The following is an 18,457-nucleotide window of genomic DNA, read 5'->3' on the forward strand; positions in this document are numbered from 1 at the left end:
AGCCGGCGGTTCAGCGCTGTGCAACCCGGCTGCCGCCTTGGGCGCCGGATTGCGTTGTGCGCACGGGGCGGTAGCCGTCGGTCAGCGTCTTCAGGAAGGCAACGATGTCGCGCACGTCGCCCTCGGACAGCACGGGCTTGTCGCCGGGCTTGCCGCCGAACGGCGGCTCCATGTTGACGTTGGCGCGGTATTGGGGCGGCAGGTCATCAAACTTGTCGACCGTGCCGTCTGCCTTGCGCGGATACCACTTCTGCGGCTGCGTATCGCGCTGGGCATAGAAGCGCACCGCGTCTTCCAGCGAATGGATGGCGCCGTTGTGGAAGAACGTCTTGCGCAGCGCCACGTTGCGCAACGAGGGCGTGCGGAAGCGGCCGCAATAGTCGGCGCGGTCCTTCAGGTCGGTCCGATCGGGCCCGCACAGGCCCAGATCGAAGAACTTCGGGTCAGCATTGGCCGCCAGCGTGCGGTTGCGAGGAACGCCCACGGCAATGTGGCCGAAATCGGTGAAGGCCGGGAACGCCCCGTCCTGCTTGATGGCGCTCACGTGGCACGAGGCGCAATTGCCTTTGGCCGGATCGTTGAATGCCTGCAGCCCGCGCATTTCCTGCGGCGACAGCTTCACCTGCTTGCGCAAAAACGCGTCGTATTTGCTGTCATACGGATAGAACTCGGACGGCGTTTCCTGGAAGACCTCCAGCACCATCAGTGCTGCGCGGAAGGCAGTGTCTTCGTTGTCGAGGATGTCGTTGCCGAATACCTGGCGGAATGTCTGCGCGTGGCGGCCACTGCGCAGCTTGGCCACGACCCCGGCCGGCGTGCCGTTGGCCATCTCATGCCCCGACAGCAGCGGAATACGCGCCTGGTCGTGCGTGGACGACACGCGGCCATCCCACGTGTAGCCGCCGGTCGGGCCCTGGTCTTCAGAGTCGTTGCCGTCGCTCTCGTAAAAGTGTTCGGAGAACGGCGGCACATTCTGCAGATAGCGCAGCGATGGTGCGGCACGCACGCCGGTCTTGTTCATGCCCGTGCCGCCAAGCTGCACCGACAGATCGTTCGGCGGGCCATAGGCATGCGTGGGGCTGTGGCAGCTTGCGCAGGCCTGTTTGCCCGAGGCAGACATGGCCGGATCGAAGAACAGCGCCTTGCCCAATGCCGTCATCGCCGGAACCGATGGGCGTCGCGCCGCCATCATTGTGTAGAAGGCTTTTTCGTAAGCGGGCGTCGCTGGTGCCTTGACGGCCGGTGCTGATGCCGCCGATGCCGCCACTACCGGCGCCGTTGCTGCATGCGCCACCGCGACTTCGCCGCGCCCGCACCCGCTCAAGCCAGCAGCCAGCCCGACAAACGCAAGCGCAGAAACGGCGATCACGCGAACAGTTGCAGCAGGCAGAAGGCGGCGCATTGGCGATAGGCGAAATTTTGGGAGCCTTGCAACTTAGCATGGCTCCCATGACACTTTGATGTCGTCAAATGTGTGTCACGTCAGTCCTTGGAGAGGTCCCATGGTGGCAAATGTCTTCAAACGTTCGGTGGTGCCCCTGCTCATCCTGATGACGCTCATCACGCTGAACTGGAGCGAAATCGGTGCCATGCCTGCGTTTTCATCATCAACTTGTCACACACGAAGCACAGACTCCCGCTCGCTTTCGTCCCCCACACAACAATCCAGGGAAATCATGAGCCGAGCGCTTCGTCTTTTGCCGCTGACCGCGTTGGTTGCGGCCAGCATGTCTGCCTGTGGTGGCAGTGATTCGAGCAGCAATGCCTCCGCGTCCACCTCGGGCGTGGTGACCGGCAGCTACTTCGAGCATGCCAAGGTCTGTATCGACGCCAACAACAACGGCAAGTGCGATTCGGGTGAAACCAGCACCTATACCGATGCGAACGGCGCCTACACGCTGGCAGGCTCGGGCGCCATCACCGTGGAAATCGGTACGGACGCCTTCCGCAACGATCCGGACAAGGGCACGCACACGGCCATCACGCAGCCACTGGTGTTCCGTGCACCGGCCGGCGCCAACGGTGTTGTCAGCGCCATCTCGACCGAACTGGCTGTGCTGATGGACAGCAACGGCGGCGACATCAACGCTGCCAAGACGGCACTCGCCGCACGCCTTGGCGTGACGATCGACAAGCTGCTGGAAGACCACAACAAGGAAACCGACGCCGGCACCAAGGCTGCGCTGCAGGCTGAAATCGACCAGGCCATCGCCCTGATCGCCGACGCCGTTGCCAACGGCGGCGACATCGGCAAGACCATCCGCGACGGCGTGGCAAAGCGCATGGCGCTGACCAACAACGTCAAGACGATCGTGGTGATCTACGCAGAAAACCGCGGCTTCGATAACCTGTACGGCCTGTTCCCGGGCGCCAATGGCATCCCCGGTGTGAACCCGACCTCGACGGGCACCGCCGTTGCGCAGAAAGACTTCGATGGCTCCGTGCTGCCGACGCTGCCGCCCACCTGGGGTGGCGTGACCGCAGCCGGCCAAAGCGTGCAGATCACGCAGGCCTCCACGGCCAACATGCCCAACCAGATGTTCCAGATCGACAGCCCGTCGGGCTTCGGCAGCACGGGCACGGTCGTCGGCCAGAACGTCATCACGCGCGACCTCTGGCACCGCTTCTATCAGAACCAGATGCAGATCAACGGCGGCAAGAACGACAAGTTCGCCGCCTTTGCCGACGCCGGCGGCCTGACCATGGGCTACTACGACGGCAGCAAGATGACCATGTGGAACATCGCCAAGCAATACACGCTGGCGGATAACTTCTTCATGGGCGCATTCGGCGGTTCGTTCCTGAACCACCAGTACCTGATCTGCGCGTGCGCACCGATCTATCCGAACGCCGCAAACTCGCCGGCTTCGGGCAGCATCGCCTCGGTTACGACCGATGCAAACGGCTCACCCACGCTCACCCCGAGCGCCAGCTCGGTCATGGCGGGTGCCCCGACGTCGTACACCGGCGGCACGAAGGACGGCAACCTGACACCGGTCGACAGTAACGGCAACTCGTACGCCGTCAACACGATGCAGCCGCCGTACCAGCCGTCGGGTAACGCCGTCGCCAGCGGCAACACGGCCTACGCCGACCCCACCAAGGCTACCACCATGCCGAAGCAGTCGAACACCAACATCGGTGATCTGCTGACGGCCCGTGGCGTGGACTGGGCCTGGTACGCCGGCGCCTGGAACGCGGCCCTTGCCGACGCCCCGAACACCACGCGCAGCGTGATCTACAGCGGCTCGATCCAGTTCCAGCCGCACCACCAGCCGTTCAACTACTTCAGCCGCTTCGACCCAGCCACGACCACCGGCGCTGCTGAGCGTGCGGCCCACCTGCGCGACTACGACGCCGCCTTCCTGCAAGACGCAGCCGCAGGCAAGCTGCCCGCCGTCACGTTCTACAAGCCGCAAGGCAACCTGAACCAGCACCCGGGCTATGCCAACGTGGCTGACGGCGACGCACACATCGCCAACGTGATCGCCCAACTGCAGAAGAGCCCGCAGTGGAAGAACATGGTGATCGTCGTGACGTATGACGAAAACGGTGGCTTCTACGACCACGCCACGGTGCCGAAGGCTGACCGCTGGGGCCCGGGCACGCGTATCCCGGCGATCGTTGTCTCGCCGTTTGCCAAGAAGGGCTTCGTTGACCACACCCAGTACGACACGGCTTCGGTCCTGCGTCTGATCACGCACCGCTTCGACCTGCCGACGCTGCCGGGTATCAAGCAACGTGACGAGGCGCTCGTCTCCAACGGCAACAAGCCGATGGGCGACCTGACCAACGCGCTGGACTTCACGCAGGCGCAATAACACTGCAGCGCAGTCCTCACGAAAAAAGGCGGCCCGGAGAAATCCTGGCCGCCTTTTTCTTTAACCGCTATTTGCCCTTCTTCTTGCCGGCGGGCTTTTCGCTCTCCAGCGTTTCGAGCCGCATCCCCACCTTGATCGTCACCTGCCAGTGGGCGATTCTGCCGTCGACCAGGTGGCCGCGTGTTTCCAGCACCTCAAACCAGTCCAGATGCTTGAGGGTCTCGCCCGCGCGCGCGATGGCGTTGCGGACGGCTGCATCGCTGGAATCGGGTGAAGAACCGACCAGCTCGATCATCTTGTAGGTATGGGAACCCATATCGCCTCCTTGTTGGCATGGTTGGAACGTCGGCAGGGTGCCTGCAAGGCGCGAGGTGCATGCGATTGGCATGCGATGCGCGCGCCATGGCACTTACCAGAATGGCACCTGTCTCCGCGCCTTGATAGCCCGGATTTGCACGGGGCCCAAAAATCCTGGCGGTTAATTGCGTTTACAAAATTGACAAATCTCGTCAACGGACCGACGCATGGCGTCAAACCCGCCCGCATGTCGAGCGCCTGACCGGCGTTGAGGTGCCACTTTTCGGGCGGCCGCACGGCATGTCCAGGCCAAACGGAGCTGGTACGGAACCTGCGTTGGGGTGTATACCCGTTTTCCCCGAAGAGGAGGCGCCATGCGCCACCCCGAACAACAAGCCCCCGCTTCATACTCGCCGCTGTCTGCCGTGCCGCCCACGCCGCCGGCCACGCAGGAAACCGCGCGACTGGTCGCTGAGACCATCCCTTTCAATCTCGAGAGCGGCGGCCGAAGCATCGAAGCCACCTATTCGACCCGCAACGGCATCGTCACGGTCAAATACCGGGGCAAGACGCTGTCCACATATTCCCCGCAGAGTGACAAGGCCGACTACAAGGCGGTCGCACGCCAGTTGCTCAGCGTCATGCTGACCATCTGAGCGGCGCCGCACCTTCCATCAATGCCGGGCCTTGGCCGAGCTGTGCGCAGGGCGGCCGAACTCGGCACGCAGTGCATCCTTGGCACGCTCCAGAATCCGGCACCGCCCGACGCTGAGGTTGTCCCCCGCCCGATTGATATAGAACGTCAGCATTGACATGGCCGACTGGAATGCCGTCCCCTTGCGCCGCCGGCTGTGCTCGGCCGATGCCTTGAGCGACGCCGCAATCCGCGCGGGGCTGCGCGACTTGAAAATGTCGGGTTCGATGTCCAGCGCGTCGCTGGTCTCCATCACCTGGTGCGACCAGCGCTGGGGCTTCGGCTTGGCCTTCGATGATTGGGCGGGCGCCGGCTTTGAGCTGGCGTGGTGCGTGGCCATGATGAAATCTCCTGTAATGACGTACCGGCAGTTCCGCAAGCCACGTACCCGCGCGGGCGGCTATAAAGGGGCGACTTCCGTTACGATGACGGACGCTTCACGCTTCTTTTCCGCCTCCTTCATTGATCGCCGGATTCCGGCGCACATCCAACGTGTCTGGCGACGCTGGTCTTTCCCCCACCTCCTCTTCCGCATCCGCGCAAACGCTGTCGCATGCGCCGTTCGCCTACCCCGCCTTCAGGCTGTTCTGGTTCGCCCGGCTGTCCACCACCTTCGCGTATCAGATGTTCGGGGTGGCCGTTGGCTGGCAGATCTACGACCTGACGCGCAGCGCCTATGTGCTGGGGCTGGTCGGGCTGGCGCAGTTCCTACCGTCGGTGGTGCTGGTGCTGGCCTCCGGCCATATTGCGGACCGCTACGACCGGCGGTACGTCGTGCGTGCCTGTCAGGCCATCGAAGCCCTGGTGGCACTCTCGCTGGCTGTCCTGGCGGCCAACGGGCACGCCGGTGTGCAACCGATCTTCCTGTGCGTGGTGGTGATTGGCGCGATGCGCGCGTTCGAGACGCCGACGCTGCAAGCCCTATTGCCGACGCTGGTGCCACTGCAGGCATTGCCGCGCGCGGTGGCGCTGTCCAGCTCGGCCGGGCAGACCGGCGTCATCCTGGGGCCGGCGCTGGGCGGCTTTCTGTACGTGGCCGGCGCGCCAGTGGTGTATGCCACGGCAGCTGGGCTGTTCTTGCTCGCGCACGTGTTGCTGGCGCTGGTGCGGATGGAGCACGCGGTGCCCGTCAGCACGCCGGTGAGCCTCCAATCGCTGTTCGCGGGCATCTCATTCATCAAGGGGCGGCCAGTGGTGCTGGGCGCCATCTCGCTCGACCTGTTTGCCGTGTTGCTGGGGGGCGCGACGGCGCTGCTGCCGATCTACGCGCGCGACATCCTGGGCACAGGCGCATGGGGGCTGGGCCTGCTGCGCTCGGCGCCGGCCGTGGGAGCGCTGGGCATGGCGCTCTTCCTGGCGCACCGTCCGCTGGATCGGCATGTTGGCCGGGTGATGTTTGCTGCCGTGGCGGTGTTCGGGTTGGCGACGCTGGTGTTCGGGGTGTCGCGCTGGCTGCCGCTGTCGATGCTGGCGCTGGTGCTGCTGGGCGCGTCGGACATGATCAGCGTGGTGATCCGGACGTCGCTGGTGCAGCTCGATACGCCCGATGCCATGCGCGGGCGCGTGAGCGCGGTCAATTCAGTGTTCGTGGGCGCGTCCAACCAGTTGGGCGAATTCGAATCGGGCATGTTGGCCGGGCTGCTGGGGCCAGTGGCCTCGGTGGTGATTGGCGGCCTTGGCACGCTGTTGGTGGTGGCAGTCTGGATGCGGCTGTTTCCCGCCCTGACGCACCGCAACCGCATGCGCGATCCGCACCCCGAGCATGCGGGGCACCCCTCGTCAGGGGGATAACCCCGCGGGCCCGCGCCGCGACTGGCCCGGGCAAGAATGGGGCACTGTCTTGCACGCGTGTCAGCGAAACCCCGATGGCATCTGCGGTGGCCAATTCGTATCCTGAGTCACCTTTGGCTGCTTTGTTCTCCGCCCGGTATTGCGCCCGACTGTGACGTCCATTCTGCCCCCATCGTCCCGCCCGTCGGACACGCGCGCTGCCGGCCCTGCCCGGTTGCCGGACCCTGGGCCCTTCAGCACCAGCGGGTTTACCGTGACACCGGCCATTCGCCCATCGGCATGGCTGGTGGCGGTGGGTGCGGCCGCCGTCGGCACCATCGGACGGGTGCTGCTCGAATCGGCGATGGGCATCCATCTGCCGTTCTACCTCGCTTTTCCGGTGGTGACGATTGCGGCGTGGTACGGCGGGTTCTGGCCGGGCATGCTGGCCATCGTCTCCTATGCGGGGCTGTTCATGGGACTGGCCGCGCTGCAAAGCTGGCCCGCCGCTGTGCCCCTCACGCCGATCCAGATGACGGTATTTGGGGTGGGCGCACTGCTTATCTGCGGCTTGTGCGAGCAGTTGCGCCGCGCCCGCGCCGGGGCCGAACGCCGCGCACGGGCTGAAACCCAGCAGCGCCTGTCGCAGCAACGCCTGCTGGCCGCGCTGCAGGCCTCGCCCATTTCGCTCTACGACGTCGACAACACGATGCACTTCACGTGGGTGCACAACCCCGTGTTCGGCCTTCAGCCCGAACAGCTGTTGGGGCGGACGGTGCGCGAAGTGTTCGGCCGCCGCGCCGCATCGCGCCTGACCGAGGCCGGCCAGCGCGTCATCGCAACCGGCACGCCTACGCGCGTGGAGTTCGCGTTCCGTCGGCGCCATACGCAGCGCGTGGTCTACGACGTGGTGGTCATGCCGCTGCGCGACGACACCGGCGAGATCATCGGTCTGACCAACGCCGTGATCGACATCAGCGAGCGCCGCCAGGCCGAGGCCCGCCGCACGCAGTTGCTCGAAGCCGAATCCCGCGCCCGCGAAGAAGCCGAGCGTGCCAGCCGCCTGAAAGACGATTTCCTGGCGACGGTCAGCCACGAGCTGCGCACGCCGCTCAATGCGGTGCTGGGCTGGGCGCAATTGCTGAACATGCGCGCCTACGATGAAGCGATGTTCAAGCGCGGCATTGAAGCCATCGAGCGCAGCGCCCGCACGCAAGTCCACCTGATCGACGACTTGCTCGACATGTCGGCCATCCTCTCGGGCAAGGTCCCGCTGGAGATCGGACCCGTGGACCTGGCCGATGTGCTGGAACGCGCGCGCGAGACCATCGAGCCCATGGCGCGCCAGAAGAACATCACCATCGATACCGAATTCCTGCCCGTGCCCATGCTGCAAGGCGATGCCGGGCGCCTGAAGCAGGTGTTCTGGAACCTGCTGGCCAACGCCGTCAAGTTCACGCCCGAGGGCGGGCACATCCGGCTCTCGGTGCACCCGTCGCCCGAAGGCGTGGTCGCCACCGTACGCGACACCGGCATCGGCATCGAGCCGGCCTTCCTGCCGCATATTTTTGACCGCTTCCAGCAGGCGGATCTGTCCAGCACGCGCCGCCACGGCGGGCTCGGCCTGGGGCTGGCGATTGCCAAGCAACTCGTCGAGCTGCACCACGGCCGCATCACCGCGGCAAGCAGCGGCGCGGACCGTGGCACCACCATGGCCGTGTCGTTGCCGCTGCACGCCGCGCAGCCGGGCGAACAGGCCAACCGCACGCCGGGCCTGGTCGCAGGTACGGGCATGCCGACGCTGGATGGCATTCGCGTGCTGGCGGTGGATGACAACCCCGAATCGCTCGGCGTGATCGCCCTGATGCTGGAGCGCTACGGCGCCGAGGTTGTCACCGTATCCAGCGGAGCCGCCGCGCTCGATGCGCTGGAACATGCAGTCGCCAACGCCTACCCGTTCGACGCGCTGGTCAGCGACCTCGCCATGCCCGGCATGGACGGCATGCAGCTGGTGCGGGCCGTGCGCGAACGCGGTTTGACCGACCTGCCCGCCATTGCCGTGACGGCTTTCGCCGACCCGATCCGCCTGAAGGCAGCGAAGGAAGCCGGTTACCAATCCGTCATCACGAAGCCGATCTTCCCGGGCGAGCTGGGCCACGTGCTGGCCGCCAATGTGCATCGCAAGACCGGGCCTGAGACGCTGGTGTGACACATCGGCAACCATGCCTTGACGGAATGGTTGACCGAACAAAAGTCATTGGCGCAAGTGGCGGCGCATCCGCATACTCGTCACTCTGTGCCGATCGGTGGGCATCTCTCCCCTAGCAGTTGCCAGCACCGGCTCACTCGATCGGCCAGCTTGCCCTTCCCCTCAGCCGCGTTCGCGGTTGTCTGCCGTATCCATAAGAACGCCTGAATCCTCCCTGCCCATCTGGGCTGCGCTGGCATTCCGGGCTCAGAGAGGAGACTGCATCGCCATGCTTATCCGTTCGCTTCCCATGCTGTTGTCTGCCGTTGCGCTCGGCATTTCTGCGCAGGCCGTTGCCAAAGACGCGCCCAAGGCGACTACCCAGACCATCGCCGTAGCCGGCCTGTCAAAACCCGCCGACATCCTGATCGACCGCTGGGGCGTGCCGCATATCTACGCCAAAAGCGAAGACGACGGCTTCTTCGCCCAAGGCTTCAACGCGGCGCGAGACCGCCTGTTCCAGATCGACTTGTGGCGCCGCCGGGGCCTGGGGCAACTTTCGGAAGTGTTCGGGCCGGCCTATGTCGAGCAGGATCGCGCGACGCGGCTGTTTCTCTATCGCGGTGAAATGCAGGTCGAATGGAATCACTACAGCCCCGATGCGCAGCGCATTGCCACGCGCTTCGTTGCCGGCATCAACGCGTATGTCGACTGGCTGGCCAAGCATCCGGAGCAGATACCGCTCGAGTTCCGCAAGCTGAACTACACGCCCGCGCACTGGGCGCCGGAAGACGTGGTGCGCATCCGCAGCCACGGGCTGACGCGCAATCTGCAATCGGAAGTCGCTCGCGCCAACGTGGCGTGCAAGGCCAACCTTGCTGACGACACCATCCGCTTCGGCCTCCAGCCTGCCTGGCAAACCCAGTTGCCCGAAGGCCTGGACCCGTGCCTGCCGAAGGATCTGCTGAAGGTCTTCACGCTCGCCACGCAGGGCGTGCGTCTCACGCCTGAATCGCTCAAGGGCGTAGACGTCGACAGCACGCGCGTGGCCGCCGCCGCCAACCTTGAAGAGACCATGGAGGGCAGCAACAACTGGGTCATCGCGCCGGGCAAATCCACCACCGGCCGCGCCGTGATGGCCAACGACCCGCACCGCGCGTATTCGGCACCGAGCCTGCGCTACATCGCCCACGTCAGCACACCTACGCTCGACATCATCGGCGCCGGAGAACCATCGCTGCCGGCCGTATCGATCGGGCATAACGGGCACGTCGCGTTCGGCCTGACCATCTTCAACATCGACCAGGAAGACCTTTACGTCTACGAGTTGAACCCGGCCAACAACAGCGAATACCGCTACAACGGCGGCTGGGAGCCCTTCACCGTGCTGCATGAAACCGTGAAGGTGCGCGGCGGTGAATCCCACCCCGTCGACTTGACGTTCACGCGCCACGGCCCTGTCATCTACATCGATGCCGAGAAGCACCGCGCGTATGCCGTGCGCTCGGCATGGCTGTCGCCGGGCATGTCACCGTATTTCGGCTCGGTGGGCTACATGCGCGCACGCACCTTCGCGCAGTTCAAGCAATCCATGATGAACTGGGGCGCCCCCACCGAAAACCAGGTCTATGCCGACACGAAGGGCAACATCGGCTGGGTGCCGGGCGGCCTCGCCCCGATCCGCCCGAACTGGGACGGCCTGCTGCCCGTACCCGGTGACGGCCGCTACGAATGGGCCGGCTTCTGGCGCGGCGATCAACTGCCCAGCACCTACAACCCGAAGTCAGGCTACTTCACCTCGTCCAACGAGATGAACCTGCCGCCGGATTACCCGTACCGCGAGCGGAAACTGGGCTTTGAGTGGACCAACGGCTCACGCCACGCACGCATTGACGAAGTGCTGGCCAAGATGGACAAGGTGTCGATCGAAGATTCGATGCGCCTGCAGAACGACATGGTGTCGATCCCGGCGCGCAGGCTGATGGCACTGCTGTCGCCGCTATCGTCCAACGACGCCGACACGCAGGCCGCGCTCAATCTGTTCAAGGGTTGGAACGCAACCATGCTGGCGGATTCGCCGCAGGCCGCGCTGCATGAGGTCTGGTTCACGCACCATCTGGGCCGCGCGTTCAAGAACGCCGTGCTCTCCAAGGCGGGCGCCGAGGTGATGGCCGCGCCCGATACCGCCGTCATGCTCGACACGCTCGAACACCCGCAAGGCAGCGAACGCAAATTTGGCGAAGACCCGCAGCAAGCCGCCTCCAAGCGCGATGCCGTGCTGCTCGCCAGCCTGAAGCTGGCGTGGAACGATATGGTCAGGCGCCAGGGCCCGAACCCTCAAGCGTGGAACTGGGGCCAGTTGCACCACAACCTGAACGCCCATCCGTTCGCCGCCATCGTCGACGAAGCCACGCGCGCCAAGCTCAACGTCGGCCCCACTCCCGAAGGCGGCAGCCCCTACACGCCCAACCAATCGACATATCGCGCGACAGATTTCCTGCAGACCAACGGCCCATCGTTCCGCACGGTGGTGGACGTCGGCAACTGGGACAACTCGCGCGCCGTCAACCTGCCCGGCCAGTCCGGTGACCCCGACAGCCCGCACTACCGCGACCTGGCCCCGCTGTGGCTCAAGGGCGAATACTTCCCGCTGCTGTATTCGCGCAAGGCGGTGGAGGCGGCGACCGAGTCGCGAGTGCATCTGGTGCCGGCCAAGTAAGCACACGACGCACAAAAGAGAAACGCCACCGCAAACAATGCGGTGGCGTTTCTCTTTACCCAACAAGTTCGCATGGCACGAACACAGGCACACGAGGGTTTGGCCGTACCCTGCCCTATGCGGCGCCTTGAATTTTTGTGAGCGGGCGGAAAAAGGAAGGAGGCTTGTCTGAGCGCAGCGAGTTTGCCTCCTTCCCCGCACGGTCACATAAATTCAAGGAATCTTTCGCCGCATCGGGCGCGCCTTTCTTTGCTTACTTTCTTTGGCAAGACAAAGAAAGTGAGTCAGCCCCGGCAGGGGATGAAACACAAAGCCCACCCGCAACGCCCATTCAAGCAGCCTGAACCGAGGCCAACGCCGCCCGCACCACCTCCGCCCGAGGAATCGGCGCAACCGCGCTATACCCAGTCGTAGAAATCGCCGCAGCCACATTCGCATACCGCGCCGCCTCTACCGGCGAATCCCCCGCCACGATCCGCGCCACGAACGACCCGCCAAAGCAATCGCCCGCGCCGGTTGCGTCAATCGCATTGACGGTGTGACGCGGCACCAGCGTGCGCGACTCGGGCGTGGCCACGTAGCAGCCTTCCGCGCCCATCTTGAGCGCCACCAGCTTCACGCCCCAGTCGAGCAGCGTATCGACAATGCCATCGCGGTCATGGCAGTCGAGCTGTACCGTCACATCGTCCCAACTCGGCAGGCACAGATCGCACGTGCGCATCGCTTCCTGCATCACGGCGCGTGCACGCGCGAGCGGCCACAGGCGCAAGCGCAGGTTGGTGTCGAACGACACCAGCACACCCGACGCCCGCGCATGCGCCATCGCCGCCAAACCCGCGTCGCAGGCCGTATCGCTGATGGCGAGGCTGATGCCCGACAGGTGAAACGCCTTGGCTGCCGCAATCGCCTGCAGCGGCAGTTGCGTCGTCTGGAAGCGGCTCGCTGCAGAGCCCGCGCGCAGATAGTCGAAGTGGTGGCCACGCGCATCGTGCGACACGAAGTACAGGCCCGTGGGTGCCTGCGTATCGGTGTGCACGTAGGTGTGGTCCACGCCCTCGTCCTGCCATAGCGCGCGCAGCGCCTGGCCGAATCGATCGGCGCCCACCGCGCTGATGTAGCCGGTGCGTGCGCCCTGACGTGCCGCCGCAATGCAGAAGTTCGACGTATCGCCGCCGAAGCCGAAATTCCACGACGTGCTGCCGGAATCCGCCTGGTTGAACTCGATCAGCGCTTCGCCGTAGGCGAGGATGTCTGCCATGGGCGCTCTCGCTCAGAAGTAGGTCTGCACAACGTCGACCACGTTGTACGCATCGTCAACCACCGAAATCTGGCGCCACTTGTCGAACGTCAGGCACGGGTGCGAGATATCGAAGGCGATCATGTCGCCCACCTTGATGTCATCGCCGGGGGCGATCTTCAGGTAGGCGTGCTGATCCATCATGCCGGTAACTTCCCAGTGCGCGGGCGTAGCTGAAGGCGTCTTGTCACCCGGGCGGAAATGCAGCACCGGCAGCGGCAGGCCGGCGTCGAATGCAGCGTCACGTTTGCCCATTGCGATGATGGCGCGTTCAGCCTCAGGCACGGATTGCACATAGGCCCAAAGCTGGAGCGCCGGCAGCAGGCTCGAACGCATCTTGTGCGCGATCGGATTGTTGGCGTCGATACGGGCCTGCGCCGCGCGGTAGATGCCCACGTCGTGCGTCAGGTAGCAGCCCGGACGCAGCACGACATCCAGCGGCTGGCCGATATTGGCCTTGGCGAACTCTTCGGCCACCACGTCGTACCAGGCCGACCCGGCGCCGGTCAGCACGGCCGGCGTGCGTTGCAGGCGACCCGCCTGCGCCAGATCCCCCATCACCTTCACGGCGCGCTGCAGGAAGGCACGGATATCGGCCTCTTCCTTGATCACGCCCTCATAGACTTCAACGCCAGCGAGCTTGACGGCGCTGTTAGCACGCGTAAGCGCGTCGAGCACCGATTGCAGTTGCGCGTCATCACGCACGCCGGTGCGGCCGCCCTGCACGCCCAGCTCGATCAGAACCTGGATCGGACGGCCGACCTTGCCGAAAAAGGCGGCAAGCTGGTCGACCTGATCCGCCGCATCCACCAGGCAGAAGAACTCGAACGTCGGGTCGGCCAACAGCTCAGCCAGGATGTCCATGTTGCGCTTGCCGACCAACTGGTTGGCCATCAGGACGCGGCGCACGCCGTGGGCATAAGCAACGCGCGTCTGGTGCGCCGTTGCCAGCGTAATGCCCCATGCACCGCCGGCCAGCTGGCGCTGGAACAGGCGCGGGGCCATCGTGGTCTTGCCGTGCGGCGCGAGCTTGGCACCGTATTCGCTCACGAAGCGCTGCATCCAGGCCAGGTTGTGCTCCACACGCGATTGCGAGAGCACCGCCGCGGGCAGGTTCAGGTCTTCGTTCAACACATTCCAACGCTGGGCAGCAATCTGCTCCGGCGCGCATGCGGTTTCCAACGCACCCAAGCCCTTGTCGAGCGGGTTGACGACGGCGTTGGCGTCTCCTTGGTACTTTGTATCACTCATGGGAATCGACTCGCGTTCCTTTGGGGGTAAACATCGGGTTGACACAATGATAGCGGCGAAATTATTCTCCCGGCCAGCCTGTTACAAAGTACCAAAGCACTCTCCAAGCCGCTATCCGGACGACTACCGGGGGCCAGAATGCGAGACCCTAAGCCCGACCTCATGCGTGAACCGATGGACATCGTGACCCGACTCTCCCAGCGCGCCGCAGAACTGCGCCCCGCCGAGCAGAAGGTCGCGCAGACGGTCTTGAGCGACATTGCAGAAGCCGCCGCCGGCAGCATTCAGACGCTGGCCGAACGCGCCGGCGTGAGTGAGGCCAGCGTCACCCGCTTTGCCAAGGCGATGGGTTGCCGCGACGTGCGTGAACTCAAGCTCAAGCTAGCGCAGGCGGCCGCAGTCGGCCAGCGCTTTCTGGATGGCGGCGCAGACCGCCCGCCCTCCAGCGCCGACGGCATCCTGGCCGACATCAGCAATGTGCTGGAGGCCAACCGCGCGCTGGTGCAGCCCGAGGCGTTCCGCGCCGCGGCGGTGGCGCTGGTGGCGGCGCGCATGATTGCCGTATTCGGCATGGGTGGCGGCTCGACCACCATGGCCGATGAAATGCGCTACCGCCTCGCCCGCCTGGGACGGCCGGTCACCACCTATCATGATTCGATGCTGCAGCGGATGGTCGCAGCCACGCTCAGCCCGGACGATGTGGTGGTCGTGTTTTCCGTCACCGGGCACGTGCCAGAGGTGATCGACAGCGTGACCATCGCGCGCGAGTACGGCGCCAAGATCGTCGCCATTACAGCCATCGGCTCGCCGCTGGCGGCGCTGGCCGATGTCTTGCTGCCGATCCAGGCCATGGAAACCGATTTCATCTTCAAGCCGTCGTCATCGCGCTACGCCATGATGATGATGATCGACCTGCTGGCCACCGAGGTCGCACTGCAGCAGGCCGATCGCAGCAAGGAGCTCTTACGGCGCATCAAGTACGTGCTCGATGCGCATCGCGGCGGCGGCAATCGCCAGCCGCTCGGAGATTGAGCAGGAGCAGCACATGCAGCAGTACGACACCGTCATCCGTCAGGTCCGCATTGTGGACGGCAGCGGCCACGAACCCGAGGCCACGCTGTTCGACGTGGCCATCACCGACGGCCGCATCGCCGCCATCGCCACATCCGACTCCACCGCCTGGCTGGGGGATGCGGAAATCGCCGGCGAAGGCCGCGTCCTCGCCCCCGGCTTCATCGACGTGCATACGCACGACGACACCAACGTGATCCGCACGCCCGACATGCTTTGCAAGGTGTCGCAGGGCATTACGACGGTCATCGTGGGGAACTGCGGCATCAGCGCGTCGCCCGCTACGCTGAAGGGCGAACCGCCCGACCCGATGAACCTGCTCGGGCCCGCCAGCGCATTTGCGTACCCGACCTTCGCGTCGTACGTGGATGCCGTGGAGCGCGCCAAGCCGGCGGTGAACGTCGCCGCGCTGGTCGGCCACACGGCGCTGCGCAACAACCACCTGGACCGCCTCGACCGCCCCGCCACTCCTGATGAAGTCGAGGGCATGCGCACACAACTGCGCGAGGCGCTCGACCACGGCGCGCTGGGCCTGTCGACCGGTCTGGCCTACGCCAACGCCTTTGCGTCGACCACCGAGGAAGTGATGGGTCTGGCGGAGCCGCTGGCCGAGGCCGGCGCCATCTACACGACGCATCTACGTACCGAATTTGCCGCGATTCTGGATGCGATGGACGAGGCGTATCGCATCGGCAAGCATGCGCGCGTGCCCATCGTGATCTCGCACCTGAAGTGCGCGGGCGCCGCCAACTGGGGCCGTGCCGGCGAAGTGCTGGAATCGATCAAAGGTGCGCAGCGCTATCAGCCCGTGGGGTGCGACTGCTATCCGTACACCGCAAGCTCGTCCACGCTCGACCTCAAGCAGGTGACGGACGAATTCGACATCTTCATCACGTGGTCGGAGCCCGAGCCCGGCATGGCCGGACAGACGCTCAAGGAGATCGCCGCCGCGTGGGGCACCGACCTGATGGACGCCGCGCGCCGCCTGCAGCCGGCCGGCGCCGTGTACCACAACATGTCCGCGCAGGATCTGGACCGCATCATCACCCACCCTGCCACGGTGATCGGCTCCGACGGCCTGCCGAACGATCCGAAACCGCATCCGCGCCTATGGGGCGCCTTTCCGCGCGTGCTGGGGTACTACAGCCGCGAGCGCAAGCTGCTCTCGCTGTCGGCCGCCATCCGCAAGATGACAGGCCAGTCCGCCGAGCGCTTCGGCCTGACCGAACGCGGCCTGGTGCGCGAGGGCTATTGGGCGGATCTCGTTTTGTTCGATCCCGAAACGGTGCGCGATGTCGCCACCTTTACCGACCCGCAGCAACCCGCGGCGGGTATTGCGGCAGTGTGGGTCAACGGCCATCTGTCATATCAGGGTGGTGCCGCGCAGCCCGCGGTACAGACACCCGGCGCGGGGCGCTTTCTCAAGCGCGGGCCGCGTGCGCAGGCAGTTGCGGCCACCGAAGTCCACTGAAATCCGAGTTTGTTTGAGAGTTTTGAAAGAAGGAACGTAGCGATGACGATTACCCGAATTGGCGTTGAAGGCGGCACCGGCACCGGTGGCCAGCACCTCCCCTTTGCCCGCGCGGCCGGCGCAGACGGCTGGCTGTTCGTCTCGGGCCAGACGCCCATGGTGAATGGCGAGGTGGTGGGCAACGGCATCGTCGAGCAATCGCACCAGACCATCAAGAACGTGCTCGCCATCCTGGCCGAAGCGGGCTACGGCCCCGAACACGTCGTGCGCTGCGGTGTGTGGCTGGATGATCCGCGCGACTTCCAGTCGTTCAACAAGGTGTTCAAGGAGTACTTCGGCGCCAACCCGCCCGCGCGCGCCTGCGTGGTGTCGAGCATGGTGATCGACTGCAAGGTTGAAGTCGATTGCGTGGCCTACAAGAAGCCGTAACGCGCAATACAAGTGCAATTCAAAACGGGTGCCCGCACAACGGCGCGCCCACGACAACAAGAGCCGTGAATATCCCTGAGGAGGAAACCCGATGGTCCCGATGCAAGGCAACTCGCTATTGCTGACCGCCGCGCTGGCGGTGGTTGCGCTGATCTACCTGATTGCAGTCCAGAAACTGAACCCGTTCGTCACGCTGATCGTCGTCTCGCTCGCGCTGGGCGTGGTGGTCGGCATGCCGATGGGCAATATCGTCAAGGCGTTCGAAACCGGTGTGGGCGGCACCCTCGGCCACATTGCGCTGGTGGTGGGCCTCGGGACGATGCTCGGCAAGATGATGGCGGAATCCGGGGGTGCCGAGCGCATTGCCAAAACGCTCATCAGTGCCTTTGGCGAGAAAAACGCGCACTGGGCCATGATGGTCGTGGCGTTCATCATCGGTTTGCCGGTGTTCTTTGAAGTCGGTTTCGTGCTGCTGATCCCGATTGCCTTCAACGTGGCCAAGCGTACGGGCACGCCGATCCTGATGGTCGGCCTGCCGATGGTGGCCGGCCTGTCGGTGGTGCACGGCCTGATCCCCCCGCACCCGGCCGCGCTGCTGGCGGTGACGGCTTACCAGGCCGACATCGGCAAGACCATCATGTATGCGCTGATCGTCGGCCTGCCGACGGCCATCCTGGCTGGTCCGCTGTGGGCAATGCTGGTCTCGCGCTACGTCAAGCCGGACGAGAACAACCCGCTGGCCGCGCAATTTGTTGAAGCCGACCAGAAGCGCGAATTGCCGGGCTTTGGCGTGACGCTGTTCACGATCCTGCTGCCGGTGGTGCTGATGCTGATCGGTAGCTGGGCCGACCTGATCGCCGCGCCCAAGACGCTGGCGAACGACATTCTCAAGCTGGCCGGCAACTCAGTGATGGCCCTGCTGATTGCCGCCATCGTGAGCTTCTACACGTTCGGCAAGGCACGCGGCTTCAACCGCGAGACCATCCTCAAGTTCACCAACGAGTGCCTGGCACCGATCGCCACGATCACGCTGGTGGTGGGCGCGGGCGGCGGTTTCGGCCAGATCCTGCGTGACTCAGGCGTGTCGAAGGCCATCGTGGCTGTCGCCACCGATGCCCATCTGTCGCCGCTGCTGCTGGGCTGGGTGGTGGCTGTGCTGATCCGTATCGCCACGGGTTCGGCCACTGTTGCAATGACGACCGCCTGCGGCATCGTGGCCCCGATCGCCGCCGCTTCGGGCGCCGCGGTCAAGCCGGAGCTGATGGTCTTGGCCACCGGCGCCGGGTCGCTGATCCTGTCGCACGTGAACGACGGCGGCTTCTGGCTAGTGAAGGAATACTTCAACCTGACCGTGCCGCAGACCTTCAAGACGTGGACGGTGCTGGAAACCATCATCTCGATCGTCGCGCTGCTGCTCACGCTTGCGCTGGCGACCGTCGTTTAAGCTTG

General features: G+C 65.0%; 14 protein-coding genes. 9 read left to right on the forward strand and 5 right to left on the reverse strand.

Annotated features, from left to right (window positions below; all coding sequences use genetic code 11):
* Nucleotides 1–10: 10 nt before the first annotated feature.
* A complete protein-coding gene (locus M1D44_RS22255; protein WP_316852456.1) occupies nt 11–1,402 on the reverse strand; it encodes a cytochrome-c peroxidase in 1,392 nt (463 codons plus the stop codon).
* Nucleotides 1,403–1,676: 274 nt separating this feature from the next.
* On the opposite strand from M1D44_RS22255, the gene acpA reads away from it, so the two are divergent.
* On the forward strand, nt 1,677–3,821 hold the full coding sequence (acpA, locus tag M1D44_RS22260; protein ID WP_024978612.1) for an acid phosphatase: 2,145 nt from the start codon (nt 1,677–1,679) through the stop codon (nt 3,819–3,821).
* 67 nt (nt 3,822–3,888) lie between these two features.
* On the opposite strand, the gene M1D44_RS22265 is transcribed toward acpA, so the two are convergent.
* On the reverse strand, nt 3,889–4,137 hold the full coding sequence (locus M1D44_RS22265; RefSeq protein ID WP_024978611.1) for a dodecin: 249 nt from the start codon (nt 4,135–4,137) through the stop codon (nt 3,889–3,891).
* 355 nt (nt 4,138–4,492) lie between these two features.
* On the opposite strand from M1D44_RS22265, the gene M1D44_RS22270 reads away from it, so the two are divergent.
* On the forward strand, nt 4,493–4,774 hold the full coding sequence (locus M1D44_RS22270) for a hypothetical protein (protein WP_316852457.1): 282 nt from the start codon (nt 4,493–4,495) through the stop codon (nt 4,772–4,774).
* Nucleotides 4,775–4,792: 18 nt separating this feature from the next.
* On the opposite strand, the gene M1D44_RS22275 is transcribed toward M1D44_RS22270, so the two are convergent.
* Nucleotides 4,793–5,152, reverse strand: a complete 360-nt coding sequence (locus M1D44_RS22275; RefSeq protein WP_316852458.1) for a DUF3175 domain-containing protein — start codon at nt 5,150–5,152, stop codon at nt 4,793–4,795.
* Between the two features lie 152 nt (nt 5,153–5,304).
* On the opposite strand from M1D44_RS22275, the gene M1D44_RS22280 reads away from it, so the two are divergent.
* From M1D44_RS22280 to M1D44_RS22290, 3 genes are all read left to right on the forward strand, one after another.
* Complete coding sequence (locus tag M1D44_RS22280; RefSeq protein WP_316852459.1) at nt 5,305–6,603, forward strand: MFS transporter; 1,299 nt, start codon at nt 5,305–5,307, stop codon at nt 6,601–6,603.
* A gap of 151 nt (nt 6,604–6,754) precedes the next feature.
* On the forward strand, nt 6,755–8,791 hold the full coding sequence (locus tag M1D44_RS22285; protein WP_428984634.1) for a hybrid sensor histidine kinase/response regulator: 2,037 nt from the start codon (nt 6,755–6,757) through the stop codon (nt 8,789–8,791).
* A 268-nt stretch (nt 8,792–9,059) separates the two neighbouring features.
* Nucleotides 9,060–11,489, forward strand: coding sequence for a penicillin acylase family protein (locus tag M1D44_RS22290; RefSeq protein WP_316852460.1), 2,430 nt, complete (start codon nt 9,060–9,062; stop codon nt 11,487–11,489).
* Nucleotides 11,490–11,820: 331 nt separating this feature from the next.
* On the opposite strand, the gene M1D44_RS22295 is transcribed toward M1D44_RS22290, so the two are convergent.
* Together M1D44_RS22295 and M1D44_RS22300 are read right to left on the reverse strand one after the other, a co-directional pair.
* Nucleotides 11,821–12,747, reverse strand: coding sequence for a sugar kinase (locus M1D44_RS22295; protein WP_316852461.1), 927 nt, complete (start codon nt 12,745–12,747; stop codon nt 11,821–11,823).
* A gap of 12 nt (nt 12,748–12,759) precedes the next feature.
* Entirely contained in the window at nt 12,760–14,037 is a 1,278-nt protein-coding gene (locus M1D44_RS22300) for an amino acid deaminase (RefSeq protein WP_316852462.1), read from the reverse strand.
* 162 nt (nt 14,038–14,199) lie between these two features.
* Between M1D44_RS22300 and M1D44_RS22305 the strand changes: the two genes are divergently transcribed.
* From M1D44_RS22305 to M1D44_RS22320, 4 genes are all read left to right on the forward strand, one after another.
* Complete coding sequence (locus tag M1D44_RS22305; RefSeq protein WP_024978603.1) at nt 14,200–15,069, forward strand: MurR/RpiR family transcriptional regulator; 870 nt, start codon at nt 14,200–14,202, stop codon at nt 15,067–15,069.
* 13 nt (nt 15,070–15,082) lie between these two features.
* Nucleotides 15,083–16,579, forward strand: coding sequence for a D-aminoacylase (locus M1D44_RS22310; protein WP_316852463.1), 1,497 nt, complete (start codon nt 15,083–15,085; stop codon nt 16,577–16,579).
* Between the two features lie 42 nt (nt 16,580–16,621).
* Complete coding sequence (locus M1D44_RS22315) at nt 16,622–17,008, forward strand: RidA family protein (protein WP_009240594.1); 387 nt, start codon at nt 16,622–16,624, stop codon at nt 17,006–17,008.
* A 91-nt stretch (nt 17,009–17,099) separates the two neighbouring features.
* Nucleotides 17,100–18,452, forward strand: coding sequence for a GntT/GntP/DsdX family permease (locus M1D44_RS22320; RefSeq protein ID WP_024978600.1), 1,353 nt, complete (start codon nt 17,100–17,102; stop codon nt 18,450–18,452).
* Nucleotides 18,453–18,457: the final 5 nt, after the last annotated feature.

The organism is Ralstonia sp. SA306, assembly GCF_054792405.1.